22 protein-coding genes, 1 tRNA gene and 1 other annotated feature are annotated in these 24,449 nt (G+C 50.6%); of the genes, 1 reads left to right on the top strand and 22 read right to left on the bottom strand.

What is annotated here, in order from left to right; translation table 11 throughout:
• Window positions 1-86: 86 nt before the first annotated feature.
• The gene (locus tag IRJ25_RS09300) at window positions 87-1,289 is read right to left on the bottom strand and encodes a bifunctional folylpolyglutamate synthase/dihydrofolate synthase (RefSeq protein ID WP_269318149.1); all 1,203 of its coding nucleotides are present in this window, start codon (window positions 1,287-1,289) and stop codon (window positions 87-89) included.
• Window positions 1,290-1,398: 109 nt separating this feature from the next.
• Between IRJ25_RS09300 and IRJ25_RS09305 the strand changes: the two genes are divergently transcribed.
• Entirely contained in the window at window positions 1,399-2,835 is a 1,437-nt protein-coding gene (locus IRJ25_RS09305) for a protein adenylyltransferase SelO (RefSeq protein ID WP_269318150.1), read from the top strand.
• Between the two features lie 58 nt (window positions 2,836-2,893).
• Here IRJ25_RS09305 and IRJ25_RS09310 read toward each other — a convergent pair whose 3' ends face one another.
• The 21 genes from IRJ25_RS09310 to IRJ25_RS09410 form a co-directional block, all read right to left on the bottom strand.
• Complete coding sequence (locus tag IRJ25_RS09310; protein WP_214817506.1) at window positions 2,894-3,241, bottom strand: short-chain dehydrogenase; 348 nt, start codon at window positions 3,239-3,241, stop codon at window positions 2,894-2,896.
• 119 nt (window positions 3,242-3,360) lie between these two features.
• Window positions 3,361-4,116: a hypothetical protein gene (locus IRJ25_RS09315; RefSeq protein WP_269318151.1), complete on the bottom strand. Its 756-nt coding sequence runs from the start codon at window positions 4,114-4,116 to the stop codon at window positions 3,361-3,363.
• Window positions 4,117-4,208: 92 nt separating this feature from the next.
• A complete protein-coding gene (locus tag IRJ25_RS09320; RefSeq protein WP_214817510.1) occupies window positions 4,209-6,860 on the bottom strand; it encodes a valine--tRNA ligase in 2,652 nt (883 codons plus the stop codon).
• A gap of 58 nt (window positions 6,861-6,918) precedes the next feature.
• Window positions 6,919-7,140: a binding site (T-box leader), on the bottom strand.
• A 47-nt stretch (window positions 7,141-7,187) separates the two neighbouring features.
• On the bottom strand, window positions 7,188-8,492 hold the full coding sequence (hemL, locus tag IRJ25_RS09325; RefSeq protein ID WP_269318152.1) for a glutamate-1-semialdehyde 2,1-aminomutase: 1,305 nt from the start codon (window positions 8,490-8,492) through the stop codon (window positions 7,188-7,190).
• The gene (gene hemB, locus IRJ25_RS09330; protein WP_214684739.1) at window positions 8,489-9,469 is read right to left on the bottom strand and encodes a porphobilinogen synthase; all 981 of its coding nucleotides are present in this window, start codon (window positions 9,467-9,469) and stop codon (window positions 8,489-8,491) included. Before hemB ends, hemL begins: the two co-directional genes overlap by 4 nt.
• Window positions 9,466-10,098 (bottom strand): uroporphyrinogen-III synthase, encoded by a 633-nt coding sequence (locus IRJ25_RS09335; RefSeq protein WP_214817516.1) that lies wholly within the window; start codon window positions 10,096-10,098, stop codon window positions 9,466-9,468. Before IRJ25_RS09335 ends, hemB begins: the two co-directional genes overlap by 4 nt.
• 25 nt (window positions 10,099-10,123) lie before the next feature.
• The gene (gene hemC / locus IRJ25_RS09340; protein ID WP_078146536.1) at window positions 10,124-11,041 is read right to left on the bottom strand and encodes a hydroxymethylbilane synthase; all 918 of its coding nucleotides are present in this window, start codon (window positions 11,039-11,041) and stop codon (window positions 10,124-10,126) included.
• Window positions 11,042-11,093: 52 nt separating this feature from the next.
• Window positions 11,094-12,440 carry a glutamyl-tRNA reductase gene (gene hemA / locus IRJ25_RS09345; protein WP_074037529.1) on the bottom strand — a complete coding sequence of 449 codons (1,347 nt, stop codon included), beginning with the start codon at window positions 12,438-12,440 and terminating at the stop codon, window positions 11,094-11,096.
• 185 nt (window positions 12,441-12,625) lie between these two features.
• Window positions 12,626-13,795 carry an AI-2E family transporter gene (locus tag IRJ25_RS09350; protein WP_015881116.1) on the bottom strand — a complete coding sequence of 390 codons (1,170 nt, stop codon included), beginning with the start codon at window positions 13,793-13,795 and terminating at the stop codon, window positions 12,626-12,628.
• Between the two features lie 110 nt (window positions 13,796-13,905).
• On the bottom strand, window positions 13,906-14,499 hold the full coding sequence (yihA, locus tag IRJ25_RS09355) for a ribosome biogenesis GTP-binding protein YihA/YsxC (protein ID WP_015881115.1): 594 nt from the start codon (window positions 14,497-14,499) through the stop codon (window positions 13,906-13,908).
• On the bottom strand, window positions 14,500-16,800 hold the full coding sequence (gene lon, locus IRJ25_RS09360) for an endopeptidase La (RefSeq protein ID WP_214782561.1): 2,301 nt from the start codon (window positions 16,798-16,800) through the stop codon (window positions 14,500-14,502).
• A gap of 72 nt (window positions 16,801-16,872) precedes the next feature.
• Window positions 16,873-18,141: an ATP-dependent protease ATP-binding subunit ClpX gene (gene clpX, locus IRJ25_RS09365; RefSeq protein ID WP_015881113.1), complete on the bottom strand. Its 1,269-nt coding sequence runs from the start codon at window positions 18,139-18,141 to the stop codon at window positions 16,873-16,875.
• Between the two features lie 211 nt (window positions 18,142-18,352).
• Window positions 18,353-19,645, bottom strand: a complete 1,293-nt coding sequence (tig, locus tag IRJ25_RS09370; RefSeq protein WP_015881112.1) for a trigger factor — start codon at window positions 19,643-19,645, stop codon at window positions 18,353-18,355.
• 89 nt (window positions 19,646-19,734) lie between these two features.
• Complete coding sequence (locus IRJ25_RS09375; RefSeq protein WP_214684746.1) at window positions 19,735-20,646, bottom strand: hypothetical protein; 912 nt, start codon at window positions 20,644-20,646, stop codon at window positions 19,735-19,737.
• Between the two features lie 124 nt (window positions 20,647-20,770).
• Window positions 20,771-20,844 (bottom strand) — tRNA-Arg (locus tag IRJ25_RS09380).
• 60 nt (window positions 20,845-20,904) lie between these two features.
• Window positions 20,905-21,417: a metallophosphoesterase family protein gene (locus IRJ25_RS09385; RefSeq protein WP_015881110.1), complete on the bottom strand. Its 513-nt coding sequence runs from the start codon at window positions 21,415-21,417 to the stop codon at window positions 20,905-20,907.
• 5 nt (window positions 21,418-21,422) lie between these two features.
• Window positions 21,423-22,013: an XTP/dITP diphosphatase gene (locus IRJ25_RS09390; protein ID WP_015881109.1), complete on the bottom strand. Its 591-nt coding sequence runs from the start codon at window positions 22,011-22,013 to the stop codon at window positions 21,423-21,425.
• Entirely contained in the window at window positions 22,010-22,759 is a 750-nt protein-coding gene (gene rph / locus IRJ25_RS09395; protein WP_015881108.1) for a ribonuclease PH, read from the bottom strand. The genes IRJ25_RS09390 and rph overlap by 4 nt, the downstream gene beginning before the upstream one ends.
• Window positions 22,752-23,555 (bottom strand): glutamate racemase, encoded by an 804-nt coding sequence (racE, locus tag IRJ25_RS09400; protein ID WP_078147903.1) that lies wholly within the window; start codon window positions 23,553-23,555, stop codon window positions 22,752-22,754. The genes rph and racE overlap by 8 nt, the downstream gene beginning before the upstream one ends.
• A 112-nt stretch (window positions 23,556-23,667) precedes the next feature.
• On the bottom strand, window positions 23,668-23,931 hold the full coding sequence (locus tag IRJ25_RS09405) for a phosphocarrier protein HPr (protein ID WP_015881106.1): 264 nt from the start codon (window positions 23,929-23,931) through the stop codon (window positions 23,668-23,670).
• A 74-nt stretch (window positions 23,932-24,005) separates the two neighbouring features.
• On the bottom strand, window positions 24,006-24,446 hold the full coding sequence (locus tag IRJ25_RS09410) for an acyl-CoA thioesterase (protein ID WP_074032771.1): 441 nt from the start codon (window positions 24,444-24,446) through the stop codon (window positions 24,006-24,008).
• Window positions 24,447-24,449: the final 3 nt, after the last annotated feature.

Below are 24,449 nucleotides of genomic sequence, written 5' to 3' on the forward strand. Positions count from 1 at the left end.
GTCCTCCCTATTTTTAGTCTTCACTACTAATTATCCCACCCACTTGAAAAAATATACATCTATTTCTTTGACATCAGGTAAATGTTTTAGCTTAGGAAACGTCTCACTTCACTGATGAAATAAAGAGACCCGGTCACAATCAACGTCTCGCTTGTCGGCGACTCGACCCAATTCTGTAGCCATGCTTTCCATTCGACAAAGCGCGCTCCATCTTTTTCTAGTTGGGCTTTCGTTCTAGCACGCGGAAAGTCAAATGTCGTTTCGTAAACGTCTCCAATTTCTTGAAGCGCGTGAATCATCTTGTCACGGTCTTTATCTTCTAAAATCGCCGTCAACACTGTCACGTCTGTCTCATATTTGGCTTGTAAAACCAAGGCCTCGATGCCTTCCGGATTATGTGCCCCGTCTAAAATGATACGCGGTCGTTTGGAGACGAGCTCATACCGCCCAGGATGCTGTGCTCGCTCGAGCCCTCTTCGGATAGCTTCATCACTCCAGCCGAGGTGACGCGCCACCGCCACGGCACACGCCCCGTTATACGCTTGATGATGTCCTGTCAATCCGAGCACGATAGATGGCATATTCTCATACGTCACAACTGTGTCTGCCCCGTCCACAATTTTCTTCACGAGTGGACGAACATCATGAATGGAAGAACCTACATCGTCCCCTTTTTGATGCAACAACTCAATCAACGATTTCTTCTCGATACTATGGAACATCGGCACGCTGCGTTTCATGATGCCGTATTTCTCTTGTGCAATCTCTTCAAGCGTATCGCCGAGAATGCCTTGATGGTCATGTCCGATTGACGTGACAATGGTCGCAAGTGGATGCGTCAACACATTGGTCGAATCAAGTCGTCCCCCGAGACCGACTTCCCAAATGATCAAGTCAGGACGTGTGTCATCAAAATAGCACCATGCCATCATCGTCAAGAGCTCAAACTCCGTAAGCGTCTCTGGCGTCTCGTCCGCACAGGATTTGACACGGTTCGCCACGTCGACGAGCGCGTCTTCAGGAATCGGTTCCCCGTTCAACATGATCCGCTCCTCGAACTGAATGATATAAGGGGAGGTAAATGTGCCGACGGATAAGCCGTTCTCCATCGCCATCGCCCGTAAAAACGCGACGGTCGACCCTTTTCCGTTCGTCCCGGCCACATGGATGGATGGGCGTTCTTCTAACCCTAACCGCTCAATCATCCAGCTCATCCGCTCAAGACCCGGTTTGATCCCGAAGCGAAGCTGTCCACTCAACCAATCGAATACATCTTGTCTCGTCTTCATCTTCCACACTCCTACTGTTTACACTTCTGTTTCATTTTATCAAAATTCACGACAGCCGTTATGGAAAACAGTCTGTGCTATACTCGAAGCGAAGAAGGAGGCATGCGCCATGACAACTGACTGGAACTTCGAGGCGACTTACCTCGAACTACGTGACATCTTTTACGACCGTGGGCCCATCCATCCGGTCGACAATCCGACACTCGTCTTGTTTAACGATCCATTAGCCGCTTCGCTCGGCCTTGATGCGCAAAGTCTCAAACAAGACATCGATTTACTTGCCGGCAATCGTCAAACCGAGACGTCTTTCTCACAAGCATACGCTGGACACCAATTCGGCAACTTGACGATGCTCGGGGACGGACGCGCCCTCATGCTCGGGGAACATGTGACTCCGAACGGGAAGCGTGTCGATGTGCAACTGAAGGGTTCTGGACCGACGGAGTATTCTAGAGGGGGCGACGGACGAGCCGCACTCGGGCCAATGGTACGCGAGTTCATCATCAGCGAGGCGATGCATGCCCTCGGCATTCCAACGAACCGGGCGCTCGCCGTCGTTCAGACAGGGGAAGCCATCATGCGTCAAGGTCCGAAGCATGGAGCCATCCTGACTCGGGTCGCCTCAAGTCATCTTCGTGTCGGAACATTCCAATTCGCAGCAGGCGCCGGCTCCATCGATGACGTCATCGCACTTACTGAAGTAGCAATCAAACGACACGACCCAGACTTGATCGATGCACCGAATCGCTATGAACAGTTCCTCGGACGCGTCGTCGAAAGACAGGCGAGACTGATTGCCAACTGGCAACTCGTCGGGTTCATTCATGGGGTGATGAATACGGACAATATGTTCATCAGCGGTGAAGGTCTCGATTACGGACCATGCGCGTTCATGGACACGTATCATCCGGAGATGGTCTTCAGCTCGATCGACCGAGAGGGACGTTACGCCTATGCGAATCAACCATATATCGGGTCTTGGAACCTCGCCCGACTGGCGGAGACGTTGCTGCCGCTCCTTGGCGAAACGAAAGAAGAAGCGGTTGATGTGGCGAACAAGCAACTCACCCGTTATACCGAGTTGTATAAAGAAGCGTACTTTACCGGTCTCGCACATAAGATTGGCTTATTCGTCCGAAAAGATGGTGACGATGAGCTAGCGGATGAACTGCTCCGCTTGATGATGGAGACGGAGGCAGATTATACGAATACGTTCCGCTCGTTGACGCTCGGTGAGATTGAATCGCTCCCATTCGCAACTCGGGAAGACGGGAAGGCGTGGATCGATGCTTGGCGAAAACGTTTGAGCGAACAAGGTCTACCAGACGATGATGTAAGAATAATCATGCGCCAATACAACCCGGCCGTCATTCCACGTAATCATCATGTCGAGAAAGCGATCCAAGCAGCAGAACGAGGCGACTTCGGTCCGACCGAGGCGCTACTCACGATTTTACGTGACCCATATAACTACAATCAACCGTCTGAATACGTATCGGCAGGTCCACCACGAACGTTTCCGTATCAAACGTTTTGTGGCACGTGAAAAAACAATCCCTCGAACACTTCAATCTGTTCGAGGGATTGTCTTTCTTACATTTTATTCAAAGCCCAAAATGAATCATATCTTTCCCTTCATCTCGCGCTTCGATGATTTTTAAAATCAGCTGCCCCAATTCCGAAGTAGCCTGATTGTTCATTCTGTTTAACACGACTTCAATAAAGAATGATAAAGACGCATGTGGAATCAACGTAATGCCGCACTCATCCAATCCATGGCCAGGACAATGATAGGAGTGAAAGAATGTACGCATGTCATTTAACTGTTCAATCCAGTGCTCCACTTCTTCTCCATCCACCGCAACACACCCGTATCTTTCCGGCATATACTCCACATGAAGCTCTTCCCCATGAATGGAATCGATTATTCCAAATTCGTGATGATAAGACACAATACTCCCCCTGATATCTTTATATACCAAAATGAACTACGTCCTTTCCTTTCGCTCCCTTTCGATTGAGCAACATGTCCACTCCTTTTCATCGATTCTATAAGTGTGCGTGTTCATCCTTACTCCGGATCATGAAACGGAAACGACACAGATGAAGGCTCCGGTAACGAATCAGCGAGTGCCAACAACTCTTCTTCCGAGATATTTCCTGTCACGATAATCAGTTTGCCTTGGGTTAAATAGTATAAACCGTTCCCATATGATTGCTCCAATACATACGGTTCTGGCTGTTCCGACATCTCCCCTTCTACTTCAGTGAAAGAATCCGTCGCAATGATACTGATGAGGCGTGTCTCATCATATAACGTCCAAAGCTTCACCGGCCAATCGCCACCTGAATAATCAGCGCTGATGGCCTCCATCTCTTTATTAGGAAGATCTAATCCGTGAGCGAACGCTGATGATGTCTCCGGAATCCCAAAACGTTGCATGCCACGCTGCGCCCATCCATTTCTTTCATCATGAATGAATACGCCAAACGGGTTCTCACGGTCAGGGACGGTCATCGCAACTAAACCGATCCCCCCGACCATCGTCTCCGTTATAATGTGATCCTTCGACAAGTGTCTTGTCGAGCCATCTTCATATTGAAGGGTGATTTGTTCCACGACCGCGTCTGAGACCCGTTCCGTGCCTGGTTGTACTTCGGCAATCGTCGTCCCCGTCACGTCTACGTCGGGGAATTGCGATTCATCGATCACCCCCTCCTGTTCTACCTCTTCCACACCCGCCTTCTCCACAGCCTTCGTCTCTTCTGACGGTGTACATCCAGCCAGCCCCAATACAAGAACACATACTATTCCGATTCGTCTCATCTCATATCCCCTTTTCTACGTCTATCTCTCCAAATTCTACCAAAACACAAAAAAACCTTCTTCAGAGAATCAATCTCTGAAGAAGGTGTGTCTTACTTACGCAACTCTTCCAAACGGGCGCGGACCGCGTCACGCTTGTCGAGGTAGTCTTTTTCTTTTGCTTTCTCTTCGTCGATGACGTGAGCCGGTGCCTTGGCGATGAATCCTTGGTTTCCGAGTTTCTTCTGCACGCGCTCGACTTCTTTTTCATACTTCGCCACTTCTTTTTCAAGACGGGCGATTTCTTCTTCGAAGTTGATGAGGTCTGCGAGTGGGATGAAGAGCTCTGCTCCCGTCATGATTGCTGACATCGACTTGTCCGGGGCCGTGAGACCACGTCCGATTTCAAGCTCTGTCGCATTCGTGAACTTGCCAATTGTCATTTCATTCGCGCTCAAGTAACCTTGTGTCGCATCATCGCTCGTCGAAATGAAGAGCTGGATTGGTTTCGACATCGGTGCGTTCACTTCGGCACGGATGTTACGAACCGAGCGGATGACGTTCATCACAGCTTCAAACGCTGGAACCGAATCGGCGAAGTGAAGGTCGTCACGACGCGTCGGATAGCTTGCACGAACGATTGAATCGCCTTCGTGCGGCAAGTGCTGCCAAATTTCCTCTGTAAGGAACGGCATGAACGGATGCATGAGACGCATGATCGAATCGAGCGTATGCGCGAGGACCGAGCGGGTCGTGTGCTTCGCTGCTTCGTCCTCACCGTAAAGCGTGAGTTTCGCCATCTCGATGTACCAGTTACAGAACTCTTCCCAGATGAAGTTGTACAAGTAACGACCGGCTTCACCGAACTCGTACTTGTCGACGAGGCGTGTCACTTGGTCGATCGTGTCGTTCAAGCGTGTCAAGATCCACTTGTCAGCAAGCGTCTTCTCGCCCGTGAGGTCGATGTCTTCGACTTTGAGCCCATCCATGTTCATGAGCGCGAAACGACTTGCGTTCCAAATCTTGTTCGCAAAGTTCCATGTCGATTCGATCTTCTCCCAATAGAAACGAAGGTCGTTCCCTGGTGTCGAACCTGTGAGGAGGAACCAACGGAGTGAATCCGCTCCGTATTGGTCGATGACTTCCATTGGGTCAACGCCGTTACCGAGAGATTTCGACATCTTGCGTCCTTCCGAGTCACGGATGAGACCGTGGATGAGGACATCGTTGAACGGTTGCTTCCCTGTGAACTCGAGTGATTGGAAGATCATACGCGATACCCAGAAGAAGATGATGTCGTATCCCGTGACGAGCGCGCTCGTCGGGAAGTAACGGTTGAAGTCCGGTGCGTCCGTATCCGGCCAGCCCATCGTTGAGAACGGCCAGAGTGCTGACGAGAACCATGTGTCAAGAACGTCTTCGTCTTGTGTCCAGTTCTCACTGTCCGCTGGCGCCTCTTTCCCTACATATACTTCACCTGTCTCGTTATGGTACCAAGCCGGGATGCGGTGGCCCCACCAAAGTTGGCGGCTGATACACCAGTCGCGGATGTTCTCCATCCAACGGAGGTATGTGCCTTCGAAGCGCTCTGGGACGAAGTTGACTTTCGTATCGTCGTTCCCTTGTGCTTCAAGTGCTGCTTTCGAGAGTGGCTCCATATCAACAAACCATTGTTTCGAAAGATATGGTTCGATGACCGCGCCAGAACGTTCCGAATGACCGACCGAGTGCGTGTGCGGCTCAATCTTCACGAGTGTGCCGTCCTCCTCAAGGTCTTTGACGAGTTGCTTGCGGCATTCGAAGCGGTCGAGCCCTTCGTACTTACCAGCATTCTCGTTCATCTTCCCGCCTTCATCCATGACGAGGATGCGTGGAAGCTCGTGGCGGTTTCCGATTTCAAAGTCGTTCGGGTCGTGTGCTGGCGTGATCTTCACGCAACCTGTACCGAACTCCATGTCCACATAGTCATCCGCAACGATTGGAATCTCGCGGTTCATGACCGGAAGCATGATCGTCTTGCCGATGAGGTGTGTGTAACGCTCATCTTTCGGGTTGACGGCAACCGCCGTATCACCGAGCATCGTCTCGGGACGTGTCGTTGCGATTTCGATATGACCTGAACCGTCAGCGAGTGGGTATTTCATGTGATAGAACGCACCCTCGACTTCTTGATAAATGACCTCGATATCTGAAACGGCCGTCTTTTGAGCCGGGTCCCAGTTGACGATATATTCGCCACGATAGATCAAGCCTTTTTCATAAAGACGGACGAATACTTCTTGAACGGCTTTTGAGAGCCCTTCGTCGAGTGTGAAGCGTTCACGCGAGTAGTCGAGACCGAGACCAAGTTTTGACCATTGGTCGCGAATCGTCTTCGCATACTCGTCTTTCCATTCCCACGTCTTTTCGAGGAACTTCTCACGTCCGAGGTCGTAACGCATGACGCCTTCTTCACGGAGCTTTTGCTCGACTTTCGCTTGTGTCGCGATTCCGGCGTGGTCCATCCCTGGGAGCCAGAGCACGTCATAGCCTTGCATACGCTTGAGGCGTGTCAACAAATCTTGGAGCGTCGTGTCCCAGGCGTGACCGAGGTGAAGTTTCCCCGTAACGTTCGGTGGTGGGATGACAATCGTGTACGGTTGTTTCGAATCGTCCTCGTCTGCTTTAAATACATCGTTCTCTAACCAGTAGTCGTACCATTTTGACTCCGTCGCACTTGGGTCGTACTTCGTCGGCATGGTGATTTCATTTGTCTCATGGGCCATGTGTAGCGCCTCCTCTATGTTATGGGTGAACACAAAAACGGCTTCTCTCGTCCTATACGCTAAGGACGAAAGAAGCCGTGATCTTCCGCGGTACCACCTTAGTTCGCCAAAAAGTGGCGCACTCAAAATCGAATAACGGTCGATGGACCGAACTTTCCTACTCCATTCAGAAAGTCAGCTCCGAGACGACTTCCGCGTCCATCCCTCGCAACCTTTCACCAAGCGGTCGCGTCTCTAAAAGGAATGGAGGATGCGTACTACTCCTCATCAATGCTTTTCATCGTATCTGTTAAATAATTGTAGCGACAGAAACGTCAGCAGTCAAGATTAGAGTGAAAACTCTTCTTGAAGCTCCTTGAACGTCGCCTCGACCGCTGCGATCGTCTTCTCGATATCCTCGTCCGTATGAGCCGTCGATAGGAACAATCCTTCGAACTGTGACGGTGGCAAGAAGACGCCGCGCGCCGCCATCTTCTGATAGTACGAACGGAACATCTCGAGGTTTGCCGACTTCGCTTTCTCGAAGTTCGTCACTTTCTCGTTCGTGAAGAAGAAACCGAACATCGAGCCAGCGCGGTTCGTGTCGTGTGGGATGTTGTATTTCTCGCCTGCTTGCGTGAAGCCTTCCGCGAGACGGTCTGCTTTACGCTCGAACTCGGCGTAGTGCTCCGGTTTGAGTTGCGAGAGTGTCGTGTAACCGGCAATCATCGCAAGTGGGTTACCCGAGAGCGTCCCAGCTTGATAGATTGGACCTTGTGGTGCAATCTGTTCCATGATTTCACGTTTCCCACCGTAAGCGCCGACCGGAAGTCCGCCGCCGATGACTTTCCCGAGACATGTGAGGTCCGGTGTGACACCGAAGTAACTTTGTGCACAGTTGTACCCGACACGGAAGCCAGTCATGACCTCATCAAAGATGAGAAGCGCGCCGTTTTGTTCCGTGATCTCGCGGAGTCCTTCGAGGAATCCTGGTTGTGGTGGCACGAAGCCCATGTTTCCTGCGGCCGGTTCGACGATGACACCAGCGAGGTCGTCTCCGTATTTCTCAAAGGCGACGCGGACTGCGTCCAAGTCATTGTACGGAACCGTGAGCGTATGGCTTGCGAGTTCTTTCGGTACGCCTGGAGAGTCCGGGAGACCGAGCGTCGCGACACCAGACCCGGCTTTGATGAGAAGCGAGTCCCCGTGTCCGTGGTAGCATCCTTCGAACTTCAAAATCTTCGTCTTCCCTGTGTAGCCGCGTGCGAGGCGAAGTGCCGCCATCGTCGCTTCCGTTCCTGAGTTGACCATACGGACCATCTCGATCGATGGGACACGATCGATGACGAGTTCTGCCATCTTCGTCTCAAGCTCGGTCGGTGTCCCGAACGTCCAGCCTTTTTCAGCTTGTTCTTGGATCGCTTTCGTGACGACCGGGTCGCGGTGACCGAGGATGAGTGGTCCCCATGAGAGGACGTAATCGATATATTCGTTGCCGTCGATGTCATAGACGCGTGAGCCTTCACCGCGTTCGGCGAAGATTGGCGTCATCCCGACCGATTTGTAGGCACGGACCGGGCTGTTGACACCGCCTGGCATGAGAGGACGGGCTTGTTCGAACGCTTCTTGTGAGCGCGTTTGATTGTATGTCATGCGTAGTCTCCTTCCAAATAGCGACAGACGTCTTTTGCGAAATACGTGACGATGAGATCGGCACCGGCACGTTTGAATCCGACCATTGTCTCCATGACGATGCGTTCTTCGTCGACCCAGTCGTTGAGTGACGCGGCTTTGATCATCGCATACTCTCCGCTCACGTTATATGCCACAATCGGCATATCGAGTGAGTCGCGCATGTCACGGATGATGTCCATGAACGCGAGAGCCGGTTTGACGATCATGAAGTCGGCACCTTGTTCCACGTCCGATTGTGACTCACGGAACGCCTCACGACGGTTCGCTGGGTCCATCTGATACCCTTTGCGGTCGCCTTCACCAGGAGCCGATTGGGCTGCGTCACGGAACGGTCCGTAATAGGCTGATGCATATTTGACACCGTAGCTCATGATTGGAATGTGGCTAAATCCGTTCTGGTCGAGACCTTCGCGGATAGCTGTGACGAATCCGTCCATCATCGAGCTCGGTGCGATGATATCGGCACCCGCCTGTGCTTGCGTAATGGCTGTCTGGACGTGAAGTGGAAGTGATGCGTCGTTATCGACGTCCCCATCCTTCACAAGGCCACAGTGACCTGTCGACGTGTACTCACAAAGGCACGTATCGGCGATGACCGTGAGCTGTGGCGCCCACTCTTTCACTTTACGAATCGCTTCTTGGACGATGCCGTGGTCATGATACGCTTCACTGCCTTCTGGGTCTTTATGTTCCGGCACACCGAACAAGAGCACAGATTGGAGACCGAGGTCGACGATTTCTTTAATCTCTTCTTCGAGTCGGTCAAGTGAATAATTGAAGACGCCAGGCATCGAGCTGACTTCACGTTTAATGTTAGTCCCTTCAATGATGAAGAGCGGGTAAATCAAATCTTCTTTTCGAACATGATTTTCACGTACGAGGGCACGCATCGACTTCGATGAGCGAAGACGACGGTGACGGTCAAACTGGTTCATGAAAAATCCTCCCCTACACACTGTATTAATGCATCCATAGTATAACATTCTGGCACTCGTACCGGTAACGTCGACACTTGTCGGACAGCGCGTTCGGTCACTTCGCCAATGGCGTACCACGTCCCGTTGAAGTGGGACAAGTATGGTGTGAGCGCATCGACGGCCGACGGACTCAAGACGAGTAACGCCTTCACCGTCTCGAGTTGTTGTTGTTGGTCCGAGGTCAATCGGATTGGAATCGTCTCATAGACGACCCAGTCATACACGCAAGGCAGCATCGACATATGGGACGTGTTCGCCAAATTGCCACGTGCAAACAAGACGACATCATCGGTCGAAACAACGTCAGATAACTGCTCAAAAAGCGCCTCACCCGTATACGTCTCCGGCATGAGCGAGACGGTAAAGCCCTCCGCTTCAAGCGCCCGCTTCGTCTTCTCCCCGACAGCGGCGACCTTGACGTCACGCGTCAGATTCCGAAGGGCTTGCACCGCGTTTTGACTCGTGACGACGAGCCAATCGAATCGTTCCACGGGTGGCGGTGTATGCGTCTCTCTCGTCTGAATGAGCGGGACATGATGAACGGAAAGACCGCTCGCCTCGAGCCGTGCCCGTTGCGAAGCGGTCATTCGTTTCGTTCCCGTGTACCAAACGTCACTCATTGACCGAGGCGAGGATTTCACGCCCGCCACGACCGAGCAATTCTTCTGCTACGTCCATTCCGAGTGCGATTCCGTCCGTTGACGTCTTCGTCACACGGAGCACTTCTTTCCCGTCCACTGACGCGATGAGACCTGTGAGTGTCACATCGTCACCGTCGACCGTCGCATAACCGCCGACCGGTACGTGACAACTTCCTTCAATCGCTTTTAAGAAAGTACGCTCCGCTGTAGCCGCTTTCGCTGTCACTTCATCATGCAACAATTGAAGCACTGCCGTCACTTCTGCGTCGTCCTTGCGGCTCTCGATGGCGAGTACGCCTTGTCCGACAGCAGGTACCATGACGTCCGGGTCAAGCGCTTCGAAGTCGACACGATCTGTCCACCCCATCCGTTCAAGTCCTGCTTTCGCGAGCAAGATGGCATTGTAGTTCTCGGAGTCCAACTTCTTCAGACGCGTGTCGATGTTTCCACGAATCCATTGAATCTCAAGATCAGGACGGGCTGCCAAGATTTGAGCACCACGACGGAGTGAGCTCGTTCCGACAATCGAACCTTTTGGAAGCGTCTCGAACGTGTAGCCGTTCTCACAGATGAGGACGTCACGCGCATCGACACGTTTCGGCATGCAGCTAATATAGAGTTCTTCTGGTAGTTCGGCCGGAACGTCTTTCATACTGTGTACGGCGAAATCGATGTCCCCATCGAGCATCTGTTGTTGAATCTCTTTGACGAACAACCCTTTCCCACCGACTTTTGACAATTGCACGTCGACGATTTGGTCACCTTTCGTCACGATTTCTTTAATCTCGAACTCGTTCTTTGCTCCAGCTTGCTTCAACTGCTCGATGACCCATTTTGTTTGAGTCATGGCGAGTTGGGAACGGCGTGAGCCGACAATGATTTTCCGCATGTTCAATCTCTCCTTCATAGAAAAAGGCGACACGCGTCGCCTTTTTGTCTTGTTAGCGCATCAATGCGCGAAGTGGTGCTTTGGCAGAAGTGGCATCTGTTTCTTCCACTTCGTCTACAGGTTGTTCCGGCAACTCGACATCAAGTCCGAACGTCTCGATGAATTGAGCGATTCGAACGTTCGCGTCCGGTTGAGCCGCTGCATCTTTAATGTAGTCAATCGGGTCACGAAGCATTTGATTGATGATCGACTTCATGTGCTTCCCGATGACTTTCTTGTCTCGTGCTGACAAATGGTCGAGCTTACGCTCAAGACTCGTCATCGTGTCTTCTTGAATATCAAGGGCACGAGCACGCAACTCGTTCATGATTGGCACGACACCAAGCGTGATGAGCCATGTTTGGAACTCTTGAATCGCTTCATCGATTTTCATTTCAATCTTTTCAGCCTCGACGAGACGCGCTTCAAGATTTTTGTTTACGATTCCGTTCAAATCATCGACATCGAACAAATGCACACCCGGAAGTGTCGCGACCGCTGGATCGATATCTCGCGGCACAGCGATGTCAATGAGAAGAAGCGGACGTTCGCGGCGCAACAACTGTGCAGCCGCTACATCGTCGTATCCAATGACGGCATCCTTCGCCCCGGTCGAACTAATCAAAATATCTGCATCAAGTAATCCACATGCGATCTCACGAATCGAATGGGCACGGCCTTTGAACTTATCCGCTACAGCTTTTGCTTTGCTCTCCGTCCGGTTGAAGACAGCGATTTGTTTCGCACCTGCTTCAAATAAGTTGAGTGTCGTCAATTCACCCGTCTCACCGGCTCCGACAACGACGACTTGTTTGTCTTCAAGCTGTTGATACATCTCTTGTGCGAGCGTCACGGCAGCCGAACTGACCGATACAGACATTTCCCCAATTTGCGTGTCCGTATGGGCGCGCTTGGCGAGTGTGACCGCTTCTTTGAATAATTTGTTGAAGACCGTTCCTGTCGTTCCATGCTCCTGGGCACGGAAGAAACTCGTCTTCACTTGACCTAAAATTTGTGTTTCCCCGATGATCATTGAGTCGAGGCCCGAAGTGACACGGAACAAGTGGCGAATCGCCTCTTCCCCTTCTCGAATCGACAAGTATGGTGTGAACTGCTCCATCTCTAGGTTGAACCAGTTCGCCAAGAAACGTTTCGTGTAATAACGTCCAGTATGGAGTTGATCTGTCACGACGTACAGCTCCGTCCGGTTACACGTAGACAAAATAACCGACTCGAAAATGCTCTTCTCTTCGCGAAGTGCAATCATCGCATCCACGATTTCTTGCTCCCCAAACGAGAACTGCTCCCGAATCGCGACAGGGGCTGTCTTGTTATTTAGTCCAACGACGACAATATGCATGTATCTCTTCCCCTCATCTAAAATCCACCGACGGTTGTCTCTTCTTTTTTTCAATCTCTACCGTACATTATAACAGTTCTTATCTGGTAACTATAATCTTCTGTTTGATTTTCCTGAAATAAAATAAGAACTTTTTGTGACAAAAAGAAGTAGAAATGGCGAAACTCCATTCCTACCTTTTTTTCTTATGGATTTGGCGAGTTCGGGTCCGTAATAATCGGACTCTCGGGCTCCTCTTTGTCTAAATAATGCTCACGTTCTCGTAATTTATAGATGCGAACGATATTCTGGACAACCGTTTTGGCGACCGCATAAAACGGTACAGCGATGAGCATTCCGATGATACCGGCCAAATTTCCTGCCACGAGCAAGACGATGATAATCGTGAGCGGGTGTACTTTTAACGACTTCCCTTGAATGAGTGGCGAGATGACGTTCGACTCAATTTGTTGCACGACGATGATGACAACGATGACCCATAATACCTTGATCGGATCTTGAATGAATGCCACGACCACTGCCGGTGCAGCCCCTAGGAACGGTCCAACGTAAGGGATGATATTTGTTACCATCATGAAGAGTGCGAGCAAGATGGCATAATCTACACCGACGATCCATAGACCGATCAGTGACGTGATTCCAACGAAGAATGCGACGAGCAACTGAGCGTTGACGTAACTCCGCACCGTCTCGTGCATGTCATGCAAGATGTGACGCGTTTCCTTTTCATAGCTCGATGGGAGCAATTTGACGATTGCGTCCGGTAGACGTTTCCCGTCAAGCAACATGTAGAGAAGCATGAACGGGATCACAACGATCGTGATGACCGCTGACGTCACGAATCCGACGACTTGACCGAATGATGAGGCAATGTTTCCGAATAAGTCTCCTAAGTACGACGTGATGTTCGTCGTCAAGTTACGGAACATCTCGTCATTTTCTGCCATGAAGCGTGCAAAGAACTCATTTTGTAGCAACGTGTCACGGACAGCGAACGCCTGTTTCTGAAGTTCTTTTGCGATACTCGGCATAGCGTTGACGAGCGACGTAATTTGTTCGCCTAAAACCGGTCCGAGAATACTGAAGACAAGTGTAAAAATAAGCACGAGTCCGATCAGTGTGATGGCTACAGCTAACGTTCGCTTCCCTTTTAAGCGTTTCTCTAAGAAATCGACAATCCCGACCAGGAAATAAAAGAAGAGTCCGGCCACAATGAGTGGAACCGTGACGAGTGCCAAGATGACTTGAATCGGTTCAAACACGAATGAGATCTGTGTCCCGACCCAAATGACTAAAAAGATGGTCAGCGTCCAAAAGAGGGCGCGATACCATTTGTTTTCAAACATGCGTTGCATTTCTCCACCTCGTTTACAATGATGACTATGTACTAACTATGATTATACGATAATTACCCGCTTGCGGGCTGACAAAAACAAAAAGGCGAAGGAATCCCTTCGCCTTCTCCTTATTCGCCTTCTGTGATGAGTGCGTAAATCGCTTTCCATGCCTCGTCTTTTCCTTCTGCCGTTTCGGCCGAGAAGGCGACAAAACGGTCAGATGGATCGAATTGAAGCTTACGTTTCACCGCCGCCTCATGTTTTTGACGCTGACTCTTCTTGATTTTATCGAGCTTCGTTGCCACAACGATGACCGGAATCTCATAATGTTTCAAGAAATTGTACATCGTTACATCGTCACCCGTAGGATCATGACGGATATCGACGAGTAAGACGACGCCACGAAGCGCCTCTTGGCTCGTCAAGTACTGCTCCATCATGACGCCCCACTTCTCACGTTCCGTCTTCGAGACTTTCGCATATCCGTATCCCGGAACGTCAACGAACATGATTTCATCATTGATGTTGAAGAAGTTGAGGGTCTGTGTCTTCCCTGGTTTCGAAGACGTCCGTGCGAGCGCCTTCCGTTGGCAAATCTTATTGATGAACGACGATTTCCCGACGTTCGACCGCCCGGCCAGTGCCACTTCCGGCAATTCATGGACCGGGTAATGGTCTGGCGCGACGGCACTCGTCACGAACTCTGCTTTGTTGATCTTCATTTAATTTCCTCCAAATGCTACATCTAGTACTTCATCGAGTGTCGTCACGGGAACGAACGTCAATTTCTCACGAACCGTCTCTTGAATATCATCGATGTCTCGCTCATTATCTTTCGGAATGACGATGGTCGTCAACCCGGCTCGATGAGCAGCGAGCGCTTTTTCTTTCAATCCGCCGATTGGCAAGACACGTCCACGGAGTGTGATCTCACCTGTCATCCCGACATCACGATGGACTTTCTTCCCGGTCAATGCGGAAATTAAGGCTGTCGCAATCGTGATTCCTGCCGACGGTCCGTCTTTTGGCACGGCACCCTCTGGCACGTGAATGTGAATGTCTTGTCGCTCATAGAACGTCGGGTCAATCCCGAACCGCTCTGCGTTTGCACGGACATAGCTATATGCTGTTTGTGCCGACTCCTGCATCACATCACCAAGTTTACCCGTCAACTGAAGTTTGCCTTTCCCTGGAGCGAGCGCCACTTCGATTGTGAGCGTGTCGCCACCAAACGCCGTGTAGGCAAGGCCTGTCACCGCACCGATGGAGTCCTCGGTCTCCCCTTTTCCGTAGCGATACTTCGGCTTCCCAAGATACGTGATGATCGCCTTTTTCGAAATCGTGACCCGTTTCTTCTCCCCGATGGCGATTTGTTTCGCGGCTTTTCGGCAGAGTGATCCGATGACGCGTTCTAAGTTCCGGACGCCGGCTTCACGTGTGTAACGACGGACGACTTCATAGAGCGCATCTTCTTTAATCGTCAACTGACTCTTCTTCAATCCGTGCTCTGCCAATTGTTTCGGCACCAAATGGCGCTTCGCGATCTCTACTTTCTCAAGCTCTGTGTACCCACCGATTTGAATCAATTCCATCCGGTCAAGAAGCGGTGCTGGGATTTGTGAGACATCGTTCGCAGTTGCGATAAAGAGAACGTTCGACAAATCGAACGGTTCTTCGATGTAGTGGTCCGAGAAGGAGACGTTTTGTTCTGGGTCGAGCACTTCTAGCATCGCGGACGCCGGGTCCCCTCTGAAGTCAGAAGCCATCTTGTCGATCTCATCGAGCAAGAAGACCGGATTTTTGCTTTCCGCTTGCTTCAGCCCACGGATGATCCGTCCTGGCATCGCACCGATATACGTACGACGGTGCCCACGGATTTCCGCCTCATCACGCACACCACCGAGTGAGACACGAACGAAGTGACGTTCAAGTGCCGAGGCGATCGAACGGGCGAGTGACGTCTTCCCGACCCCTGGAGGTCCGGCGAGACAGAGGATTGGTCCACGAAGCGAGTTCGTCAACTGGCGGACGGCCAAATACTCGAGGATACGGTCTTTTACCGATTCTAAGCCGTAATGGTCATCATCAAGGACGTCTGCCGCATGTTTCACGTCAAGCTTATCTTCCGTCTCAATGCCCCACGGAAGAGAGGTGACCCAGTCGAGGTAGTTACGGATGACCGCATACTCCGGAGACGTCTGCGGCACGACGTTCAATCGTTCCGCTTCACGCATGACGTTCTTCCGCGTCGTCTCTGGCAAGTCGAGCGCCTCTAGCTTCTCACGAAGGCGGTTCGGTTCTGACTCTTGCGTCTGGTCACCGAGTTCTTGTTGGATCGTCTTCATTTGTTCTCGTAAGTAGTACTCGCGCTGTGACTGCTCAATTGACTTCTTCGTCCGCTCACGCATCTCTTGCTCGAGTTCAATCACTTCGACTTCATGTGCGATGATTTCAAGCAGTTCAAGTCCTCGCTTGACGGCATCTGCCTCTTCGAGCATCGCTTGGCGAAGCTCGACGTCGACATCGAGTTTTGACGTGATATAGTCCGTGAGTGATTCAAGCCGCTCATACATCTCGAAACGGCGACGTTCATCTGGCGACATACCCTTAATGTTTGCGACGAGTTTTCCGAACTGTTCTTTCAACAGACGGACGAGTGCTGTTCGTTCGACCTCTTCCCCTTCTACGAGTTCGACCGGTTCGATGTTAGCGAACCAACCTTCATCCGTCGATTCGACCGAGTCGACACGGACGCGCTCTTTCCCGACGATCCGAACCCGAATCGTCTCGTTCGACAGTTCACTCATCTTCGCGATGTGGACACGCGTTCCAACCGTGTATAAGTCTTCCGGTTCCGGTGACTCGTTCCCTGTTTCTTTCTGTGTCACGACAATCAAATCTGTTTCATGCTCCTTTGCGGCAAGGAGCGCCCGAAGGGATAACGGGCGTCCGACATCGATGGTCACACCGATGAGCGGATATACGACGACTCCTCGCAAAGGAAGGATTGGTAATTTTTCCATATACAACGCCTCCTGTGCAAAAAGGCCCAAAACTCGGATGTGCCGAGTGTTTGAGCCTTCTTCGTTAAAGAATTATGCTGTCTCTTTGTTGTCCCCTGTCTGTTCGACAGTACCGTCACGAAGGACGTATTTCGGACCGGCAAGACCCGTAATCGTTTCATCCGTGATGATGACTTTCTCGATATCGTCACGCGATGGGACAGTGAACATCACATCGAGCATCATTTCTTCGATAATCGAGCGGAGACCGCGCGCGCCAGTCTTACGTTTGATCGCAAGTTTGGCGATTTCGATCAATGCTTCGTCTGTGAACGTCAATTCGACATCGTCAAGCTCGAGCATTTTCTCGTACTGACGGACGAGAGCATTTTTCGGCTTCGTCAAGATTTCAACGAGCGCTTCTTCATCGAGTGTCGTGAGCGTCGCCATGACTGGCAAACGTCCGATGAACTCAGGAATCAAGCCGAATTTTTGAAGGTCTTCAGGGAGTGCGCGGGCGAGCAAGTCTTCTTGCGTCAACTCGCGATTCTCTTGGTCGTTTCCGAAACCGATGACTTTCTTCCCGATTCGGCGTTTGACGACCGATTCGATGCCGGCGAATGCGCCACCGACAATGAAGAGAATGTTTGTTGTGTCGATTTGGATAAATTCTTGATGCGGATGCTTACGTCCACCTTGTGGCGGTACGCTTGCTGTCGTGCCTTCAAGAATTTTAAGGAGCGCCTGCTGAACGCCTTCACCGGATACGTCACGCGTAATCGATGGGTTTTCAGACTTACGGGCAATCTTATCGATTTCATCGATGTAGATGATCCCTTTTTCAGCCTTCTCGACATCATAGTCAGCCGATTGAATCAATTTAAGCAAGATATTCTCAACGTCTTCCCCGACGTAACCTGCTTCCGTCAAGCTCGTCGCATCCGCGATTGCGAATGGGACGTTCAAGACGCGAGCCATCGTCTGAGCGAGAAGCGTTTTTCCGCTACCCGTTGGTCCAATCATGACGATGTTCGACTTCGCAAGTTCGACATCATCCGAACGGCCACCGGCGTTGATACGTTTATAGTGGTTATAGACAGCAACTGAAAGCGCACGTTTGGCGCGGTCTTGACCAATGACATAATCGTCTAGGATGTTACGAATCTCTTGTGGTTTTGGAATGTCTTTGAATTCAACTTCTTCCTCTACACCGAGCTCTTCCTCAACAATTTCATTGCAAAGTTCGATACACTCATCGCAAATGTATACACCTGGTCCAGCGACTAACTTACGAACTTGTTCTTGCGATTTTCCGCAAAACGAGCACTTGAGTTGCCCCTTTTCCTCGTTAAATTTGAACATTCGATACACCCCTTCTGTGGTGAAAATGGATGTAAGTGCGATAAATCGCGATTTGAATTTTCTGGTGCGATGCACCGCGAAAAGACATTTTACATCTCTGCGTTGAAATAATTGTAGCATGAACATATTGCGACTTCAAAGAATTACACATGCAATGTGCTGTGACAGAAAAAAGGACGACCGCTAGGCAGTCGTCCCTTCGAATATCAGCTTACTTCGCTTTACCGTTTTCAACGAGGATGTCGATCGCTTTACGGAATTTGAGGTCACCTTTAAGTGTCTCAAGTCCACCTTGCGGAGCGAGCATCGTACGGAGTTGGTCCGGTGCGATGTTGTAAAGTTTAGACATTTCTTCAAGCTCTTTCTCAGCATCTTCGTCAGATACTTCGATTGCTTCTTTGTCAGCGATTGCTTTCAAGACGAGACGAGCTTTTACGCGCTCTTCAGCTTGCTCTTTCATCTCTTCGCGCATTGCTTCTTCAGAAGTACCAGTGAGCTCGAAGTACATGTTAAGGTCGATCCCTTGTGAAGATACACGTGAACCGAACTCTTGTACCATGCGGTCTACTTCTTGTTCAACGAGAACTTCCGGTACGTCGATTGTCGCGTTAGCAGTTGCCTGCTCTACGAGTTGGTCGCGCATTGTACCTTCAGCTTCTTGTTTCTTACCAGCTTCTAAACGCTCACGGATGCTTGCTTTCAACTCGTCGAGTGTCGAAACAGACTCGTCGATGTCTTTTGCAAACTCGTCGTCGAGTTCAGGAACTTGTTTTGTTTTGACTTCGTGAAGTTTGACTTTGAATGTCGCTGGTTTACCCGCCAAGTTTTCAGCGTGGTACTCTTCAGGGAATGTTACTTCAACGTCTTTTTCTTCACCAGCAGTCATGCCGATCATTTGCTCTTCGAATCCTGGGATGAATTGACCAGAACCGATTTCGAGTGTGTAGTTCTCAGCTGTGCCGCCTTCGAACTGCTCACCGTCAGCGAAACCTGCGAAATCAAAGACAGCTGTATCGCCGTTTTCGATTGCACCTTCTTTAACAGCTAGTTCTGCGCCTTGCTGTTGAAGTGCTTCAAGTTCTGCTGTTACTTCGTCTTCTGTTACTTCAGTTGAAACAGCTTCGTACTCGAGGCCTTTGTATTCGCCAAGCTCAGCTTCTGGCTCAACCACGAATGTCACTTTGAAAGCGACTGGTTTGCCTTTCTCGAGCGTACCGTCTACATCGATGTTTTCGAGAGCGATTGGTTCGAAACCAGCTTCTTCAACTGCACCTTGGATCGTGTCGCGGTAGAGAATGTCGAGCGCATCTTGATAGAGTGCTTCTTCTCCATACATTTTGTTGAACATTGGGCGTGGCAATTTACCTTTACGGAAGCCAGGCACGTTCAAGTCTTTGACGACTGTTTTAAATGCGGCGTCAACTGCTTTATCAAAAGCTTCTGCAGGAGCTTCGTACGTGAGTACGCCTTGGCTACCTGATGTTTTTTCCCATTTTGCTGTCATGCTAAGTCCCTCCAACAATTCGTTTATACCGTACAAAAATGTACAACAATCCGTATTATAGCATAAATCCTCGGTAAGCACACAAGGATTTAGTCTAATAACGCCTGTGTAAAGCGAAGATCCGCCTCTAAAATCTCCGCAGCTAAACCGTCGACTGATTCGTCATGTAAAATCGCTTGTTTCGCCTGTACGAGCGCCTGTTCCACATCTGCTTTTTCGGCCGGCACATACGGATAATGCGTATACATGTAATTCATCAACAGCTGGGTCCCGATTTCATCGCCTTCAACTGATTTTTGAAGTGAAAAGACGGTCTTCTCCCATGTTTCAATCTGCGCTTTTGCTTCTGTTCGTGTCATCTTGTTCGAAACGTCCCCATCCGTCCATTCGATGACATCTAGTTCGGCGAACGCTTTTTCCAACACGATCAGTTTGACGAGCTTCGGACGCTCCGACACGAGCAGTTCATGTAGCACATTGTCGAGCACCGGGTCGATTTGAAAGTGAACATGTTGTAATGCTTCAATCTGTTCCCCCGTACTCCCTCGTGTCAGCGTTCGTTTCAACTTGGCAATTGCCGCCGGAAACTCGGTCATCTTCAACACTTGAAGTACCTGATGTGCCTGTGTGTTGACCGTATCCTTCTTGTCCTGCCATTCGAGATACTGGTTGATCCAGTGCGCCGCTTCAAACGGTTGGTCACGCATGATGTAATACTGCGCAATCTGCAACCCTCCTGAGGCCGGTTCTTCCGCCTCGGACATATGGATGCTGACGAGTTCCTGCAGCTTCTCGAGTGTCTCTGGGTCGTCCGGCCGTTCCATTGCACATTGGAAGATTTCCATGAAAATAAACGGGTCACCTGGAATCGTCTGATACCAATCCCATAAAATCGGTTCGATCCGCTGTCGTTCCCCAGAAGCATCTGCCTCCTGAATCATCTTATGCAGACGCGCCCAATTCCCAGGGAACGGATAGTCCTGATCCTTTTCCTTCTCCATCTTCCCTCACCCTCTCTTCCATTCCCCTTCATCTTCCGTTAGGACGCGATTCCTTGTCAATCGATTTCCCGGAAAATGAAAAAAGAGACGTTCTCCGTAGAGAGCGTCTCTATTTTAATGGAAGCGTCCCAAGAGGGATTCGAACCCCCGACCGACGGCTTAGAAGGCCGTTGCTCTATCCTGCTGAGCTATTGGGACATTGACATGAAAACTATAATAGAAAAATGGTTTCCTGTCAATCGATTTCCCATTCGAAACTCATAGTTTTCCTGAGATGTCCAAGTCTTCGACGTGAGAACCGTCTTCTGAACGATAGAAACGCACTGTTGCTTCCCCTGCTTCGAGGTCGAGTAACGCATACGTTTTGTCCGTTCGTCCTCGCGGCATGCGAATCGAACCTGGGTTGATGTAGACAACCCCGTCCTCGATCAGCGCACCCGCCACATGCGAGTGACCGAACAAGACGACATTCGCTCCCACTTCTTCCGCTCGATACCGTAGACGGTTCAAATCAAATTTGACGTCATGATGGTGCCCGTGAACGATTAAAATCGTACCGGCATCCGTCGTCTCGATGCGTTCGAGGGGAAGATCTCCACCGAAATCACAATTCCCCCGAACCGTTCGATAAGGTAACAAATGTTCATCGACAAGGGCGAGTTGTGAATCCCCGCAATGGAAGGCGTCATCAATTTCCGCCTCGTGCCTTTCAAAAATCGTCGTCAACTCTTCGGTCAAACCATGACTATCACTCACTATTAGAAAACGCATAAGCTTCATCCTTTCATGAATGGTATGATTTCTGCCTCCAGTTTTCGTAGTGCCTGTCCACGGTGGCTGACGACCGCCTTCTCGTCACGCTCCAACTCGGCCGCTGTCTTATGAAGCGATGGGACGATAAAGAGTGGATCGTATCCGAAGCCATTTTCGCCTTGTGGGGAATAACCGATTGTCCCTTCGATCGTTCCACGAACGGTCAACGTCTCTCCGCTCGGTTTTGCGAGACAGAGCGCACAGACGAAACGAGCCGTACGATTCGTTTCTCCGTTCAATTTTTCAAGAAGAAGTGCATTGTTTGCCTCGTCTGACTTTTCTGGACCTGCAAAGCGGGCTGAATATACTCCCGGTGCCCCGTCAAGTGCGTCGACTTCAAGACCGGAGTCGTCCGCGAGGACGGCATGCCCAAAGTAAGCTGCCGCCTCCGTCGCTTTTAACGCCGCGTTCTCTTCAAACGTCGTGCCGGTCTCATCCGTCTCTGGTGCATCCGGATAGTCGAGTAGTGATTCGACCTCGAACCCGAGCGGCGTCAGCATTCCTTCGAGTTCTTTCACTTTTCCAGGATTGTGTGTCGCAATGATCAACTTCATAATGTCTCCTCCGAACGTTCTCCGACGTACCACCAAGAAGCACCGAGTGCCGCTTCCGCCGTCTTGAATAATGATTCGATGCCGTGTTGCGCGAGCGCGAGCATCTCGTTCATCTCTTGTAGCGTGAACGTCGCCTCTTCCCCTGTACCTTGTACTTCGACGAATCGCCCGCTTGCCGTCATGACGACATTCATATCGACCTCTGCCGCAGCATCTTCTAGGTAATCCAAGTCTAAGACAAGCTCGTCCGTTCGCCCGACCGAAATCGCGGCCACACCTTCTTTAATCGGTGTATCTTCAAGTTTCCCTTGGCGAATCAAGCGATCGACGGCCAACACGAGCGCGCAAAAGCCACCTGTGATGGAAGCCGTCCGAGTGCCGCCATCCGCTTGAATGACGTCGCAGTCGACCCAAATCGTCCGTTCACCGAGACGTTCTAAGTCCACGACAGAGCGGAGCGACCGGCCAATCAGACGCTGAATCTCCATCGTTCGTCCCGATTGTTTTCCACGTACCGATTCCCGGACAGTACGGTCTCCCGTCGCCCGTGGGAGCATCGCATATTCTGCATTGATCCACCCTTGCTTCTTTCCGCGAAGGAAATTCGGTACCCGCTCCTCCACAGTCGCGGTACAAATGACTTTCGTATCGCCGATTGAAATCAATACGGACCCTTCCGCATGCTTGTTCACGTGCGGCACAATCTCGACTGGGCGCAGTTCATCAAATCGTCTCGCATCACGCAATGCCGGTCACCTCGACTTTCTCCGCATGAACCGGACGCCCGAGCCATTCGCTCGCGAGTCGGTCAAATAGTTCGATATCACCCGTCGCATAGAAGGCATGTGCCGGGACTGCATCCAATCCATTCTCAAGTTCCTGATAATCGAGCATCGCAGCCACTTCAAGCGCCGTCTCGTCACCTGATGAGATGAGGTGGACGTCCGGTCCGACCACATCTTGAATAACTGGGGCAAGGAGTGGGTAGTGCGTACAACCGAGAATCAGCGTATCCATCTCGGATGGTTGAAGTGGACGAAGCGTCTCCTCCACCACTTGTCGCACGCGCTCTCCAGACACTTCTCCAGCCTCTACGAGCGGGACGAACGGTGGGCACGCGAGTGAATACACATCGACCTCACCTGCCACGTGACGTAACGCCTTCTCATATGAACCGCTCTCAATCGTCATCTTCGTACCGATGACACCGATATGCTTGTTGCGCGTTCCTTTGACAGCCGCGCGGGCACCCGGGTCGATGACACCAATGACCGGGATGTCGAGACGTTTGCGCGCCTCTTTCAATACGACCGCGGTCGCCGTATTACAGGCGATGACAATCATCTTGACGTCTTTCTTCAATAAAAATTCAATCAATTCCCATGTATATGCTTCAATCTCATCGTGCGGACGCGGCCCGTATGGACAGCGTTCAGTATCTCCGATATAGACGATTTCTTCTTTAGGGAGTTGGCGCATCAATTCTTTGACTACCGTCAACCCGCCGACTCCTGAATCGAGGACTCCAATCGCTCGTTTCATTTTCATCACTTCCATTCTCACCTATCTTACCAAAAAACCTCGGACGGAAAAAGAAACGTTCCCATGACAAAAAAAGACGAGGTCGCCAGTGGCGCCTCGTCCCTTACCCGAATTACTGAGCAAGACCTTCGCTAGTGAGCATGTCAGAAAGCGTGTTGATTGCTTCTTCTGCATCTTCACCTTCAGCAGTGATCTTGATTGTAGAATCTTTTGCGATACCGAGTGAAAGTACACCCATGATCGACTTCAAGTTAACTGTTTTACCATTGTACTCGAGGTTGATGTCTGATTGGAACTTAGAAGCTGTGTTAACTAACTGAGTAGCTGGACGAGCGTGAATTCCTGAATCAGCAACGACTGTGAACGTTTTTTCCATGAGATGATGGTCTCCCTTCAAAATTCAATTCTACAGGCGAACCAGCAGAATATTTTTTGTTTGTGAACTCATTATCAAATGATAGCGGATTCGCAAAAATTCTGCAAGCGGTTTTTATATTCCGGAGTCCATTCCGTAGGACGACCTTCCTTCGTTAAATGAACGAGGCTTGTCCGTCCGGCGAAAAGGAGTTGCTCTCCGTCATATGCCCCGTAATGAATATCACATGAAGTGTTTCCGACCGTCAAGATATTGGCATGCACAGTCAGCTGTTGACGTGGCATGACTTGTCGAACATAGTCACATTGCGCATCGGCGACAACGACGAATCCGTCCTTTAAAGAGAATCCTGTCGCCTCTAACAACTCGATCCGGGCATCTTCGAAATAGATGAACGGAATTGTGTTGTTCATGTGACCATACGGGTCGCACTCCGAAAAGCGGACTTTCACATCGAGCGCGACACCTGCTTTGACACGTGTTTCCCAACCTGGCTCTCGAAAGTACTTGGTCATCGG

It is taken from the genome of Exiguobacterium sp. KJ 601 (assembly GCF_027161185.1).
GTDB classification, from domain to species: Bacteria; Bacillota; Bacilli; order Exiguobacteriales; family Exiguobacteriaceae; genus Exiguobacterium; species Exiguobacterium profundum.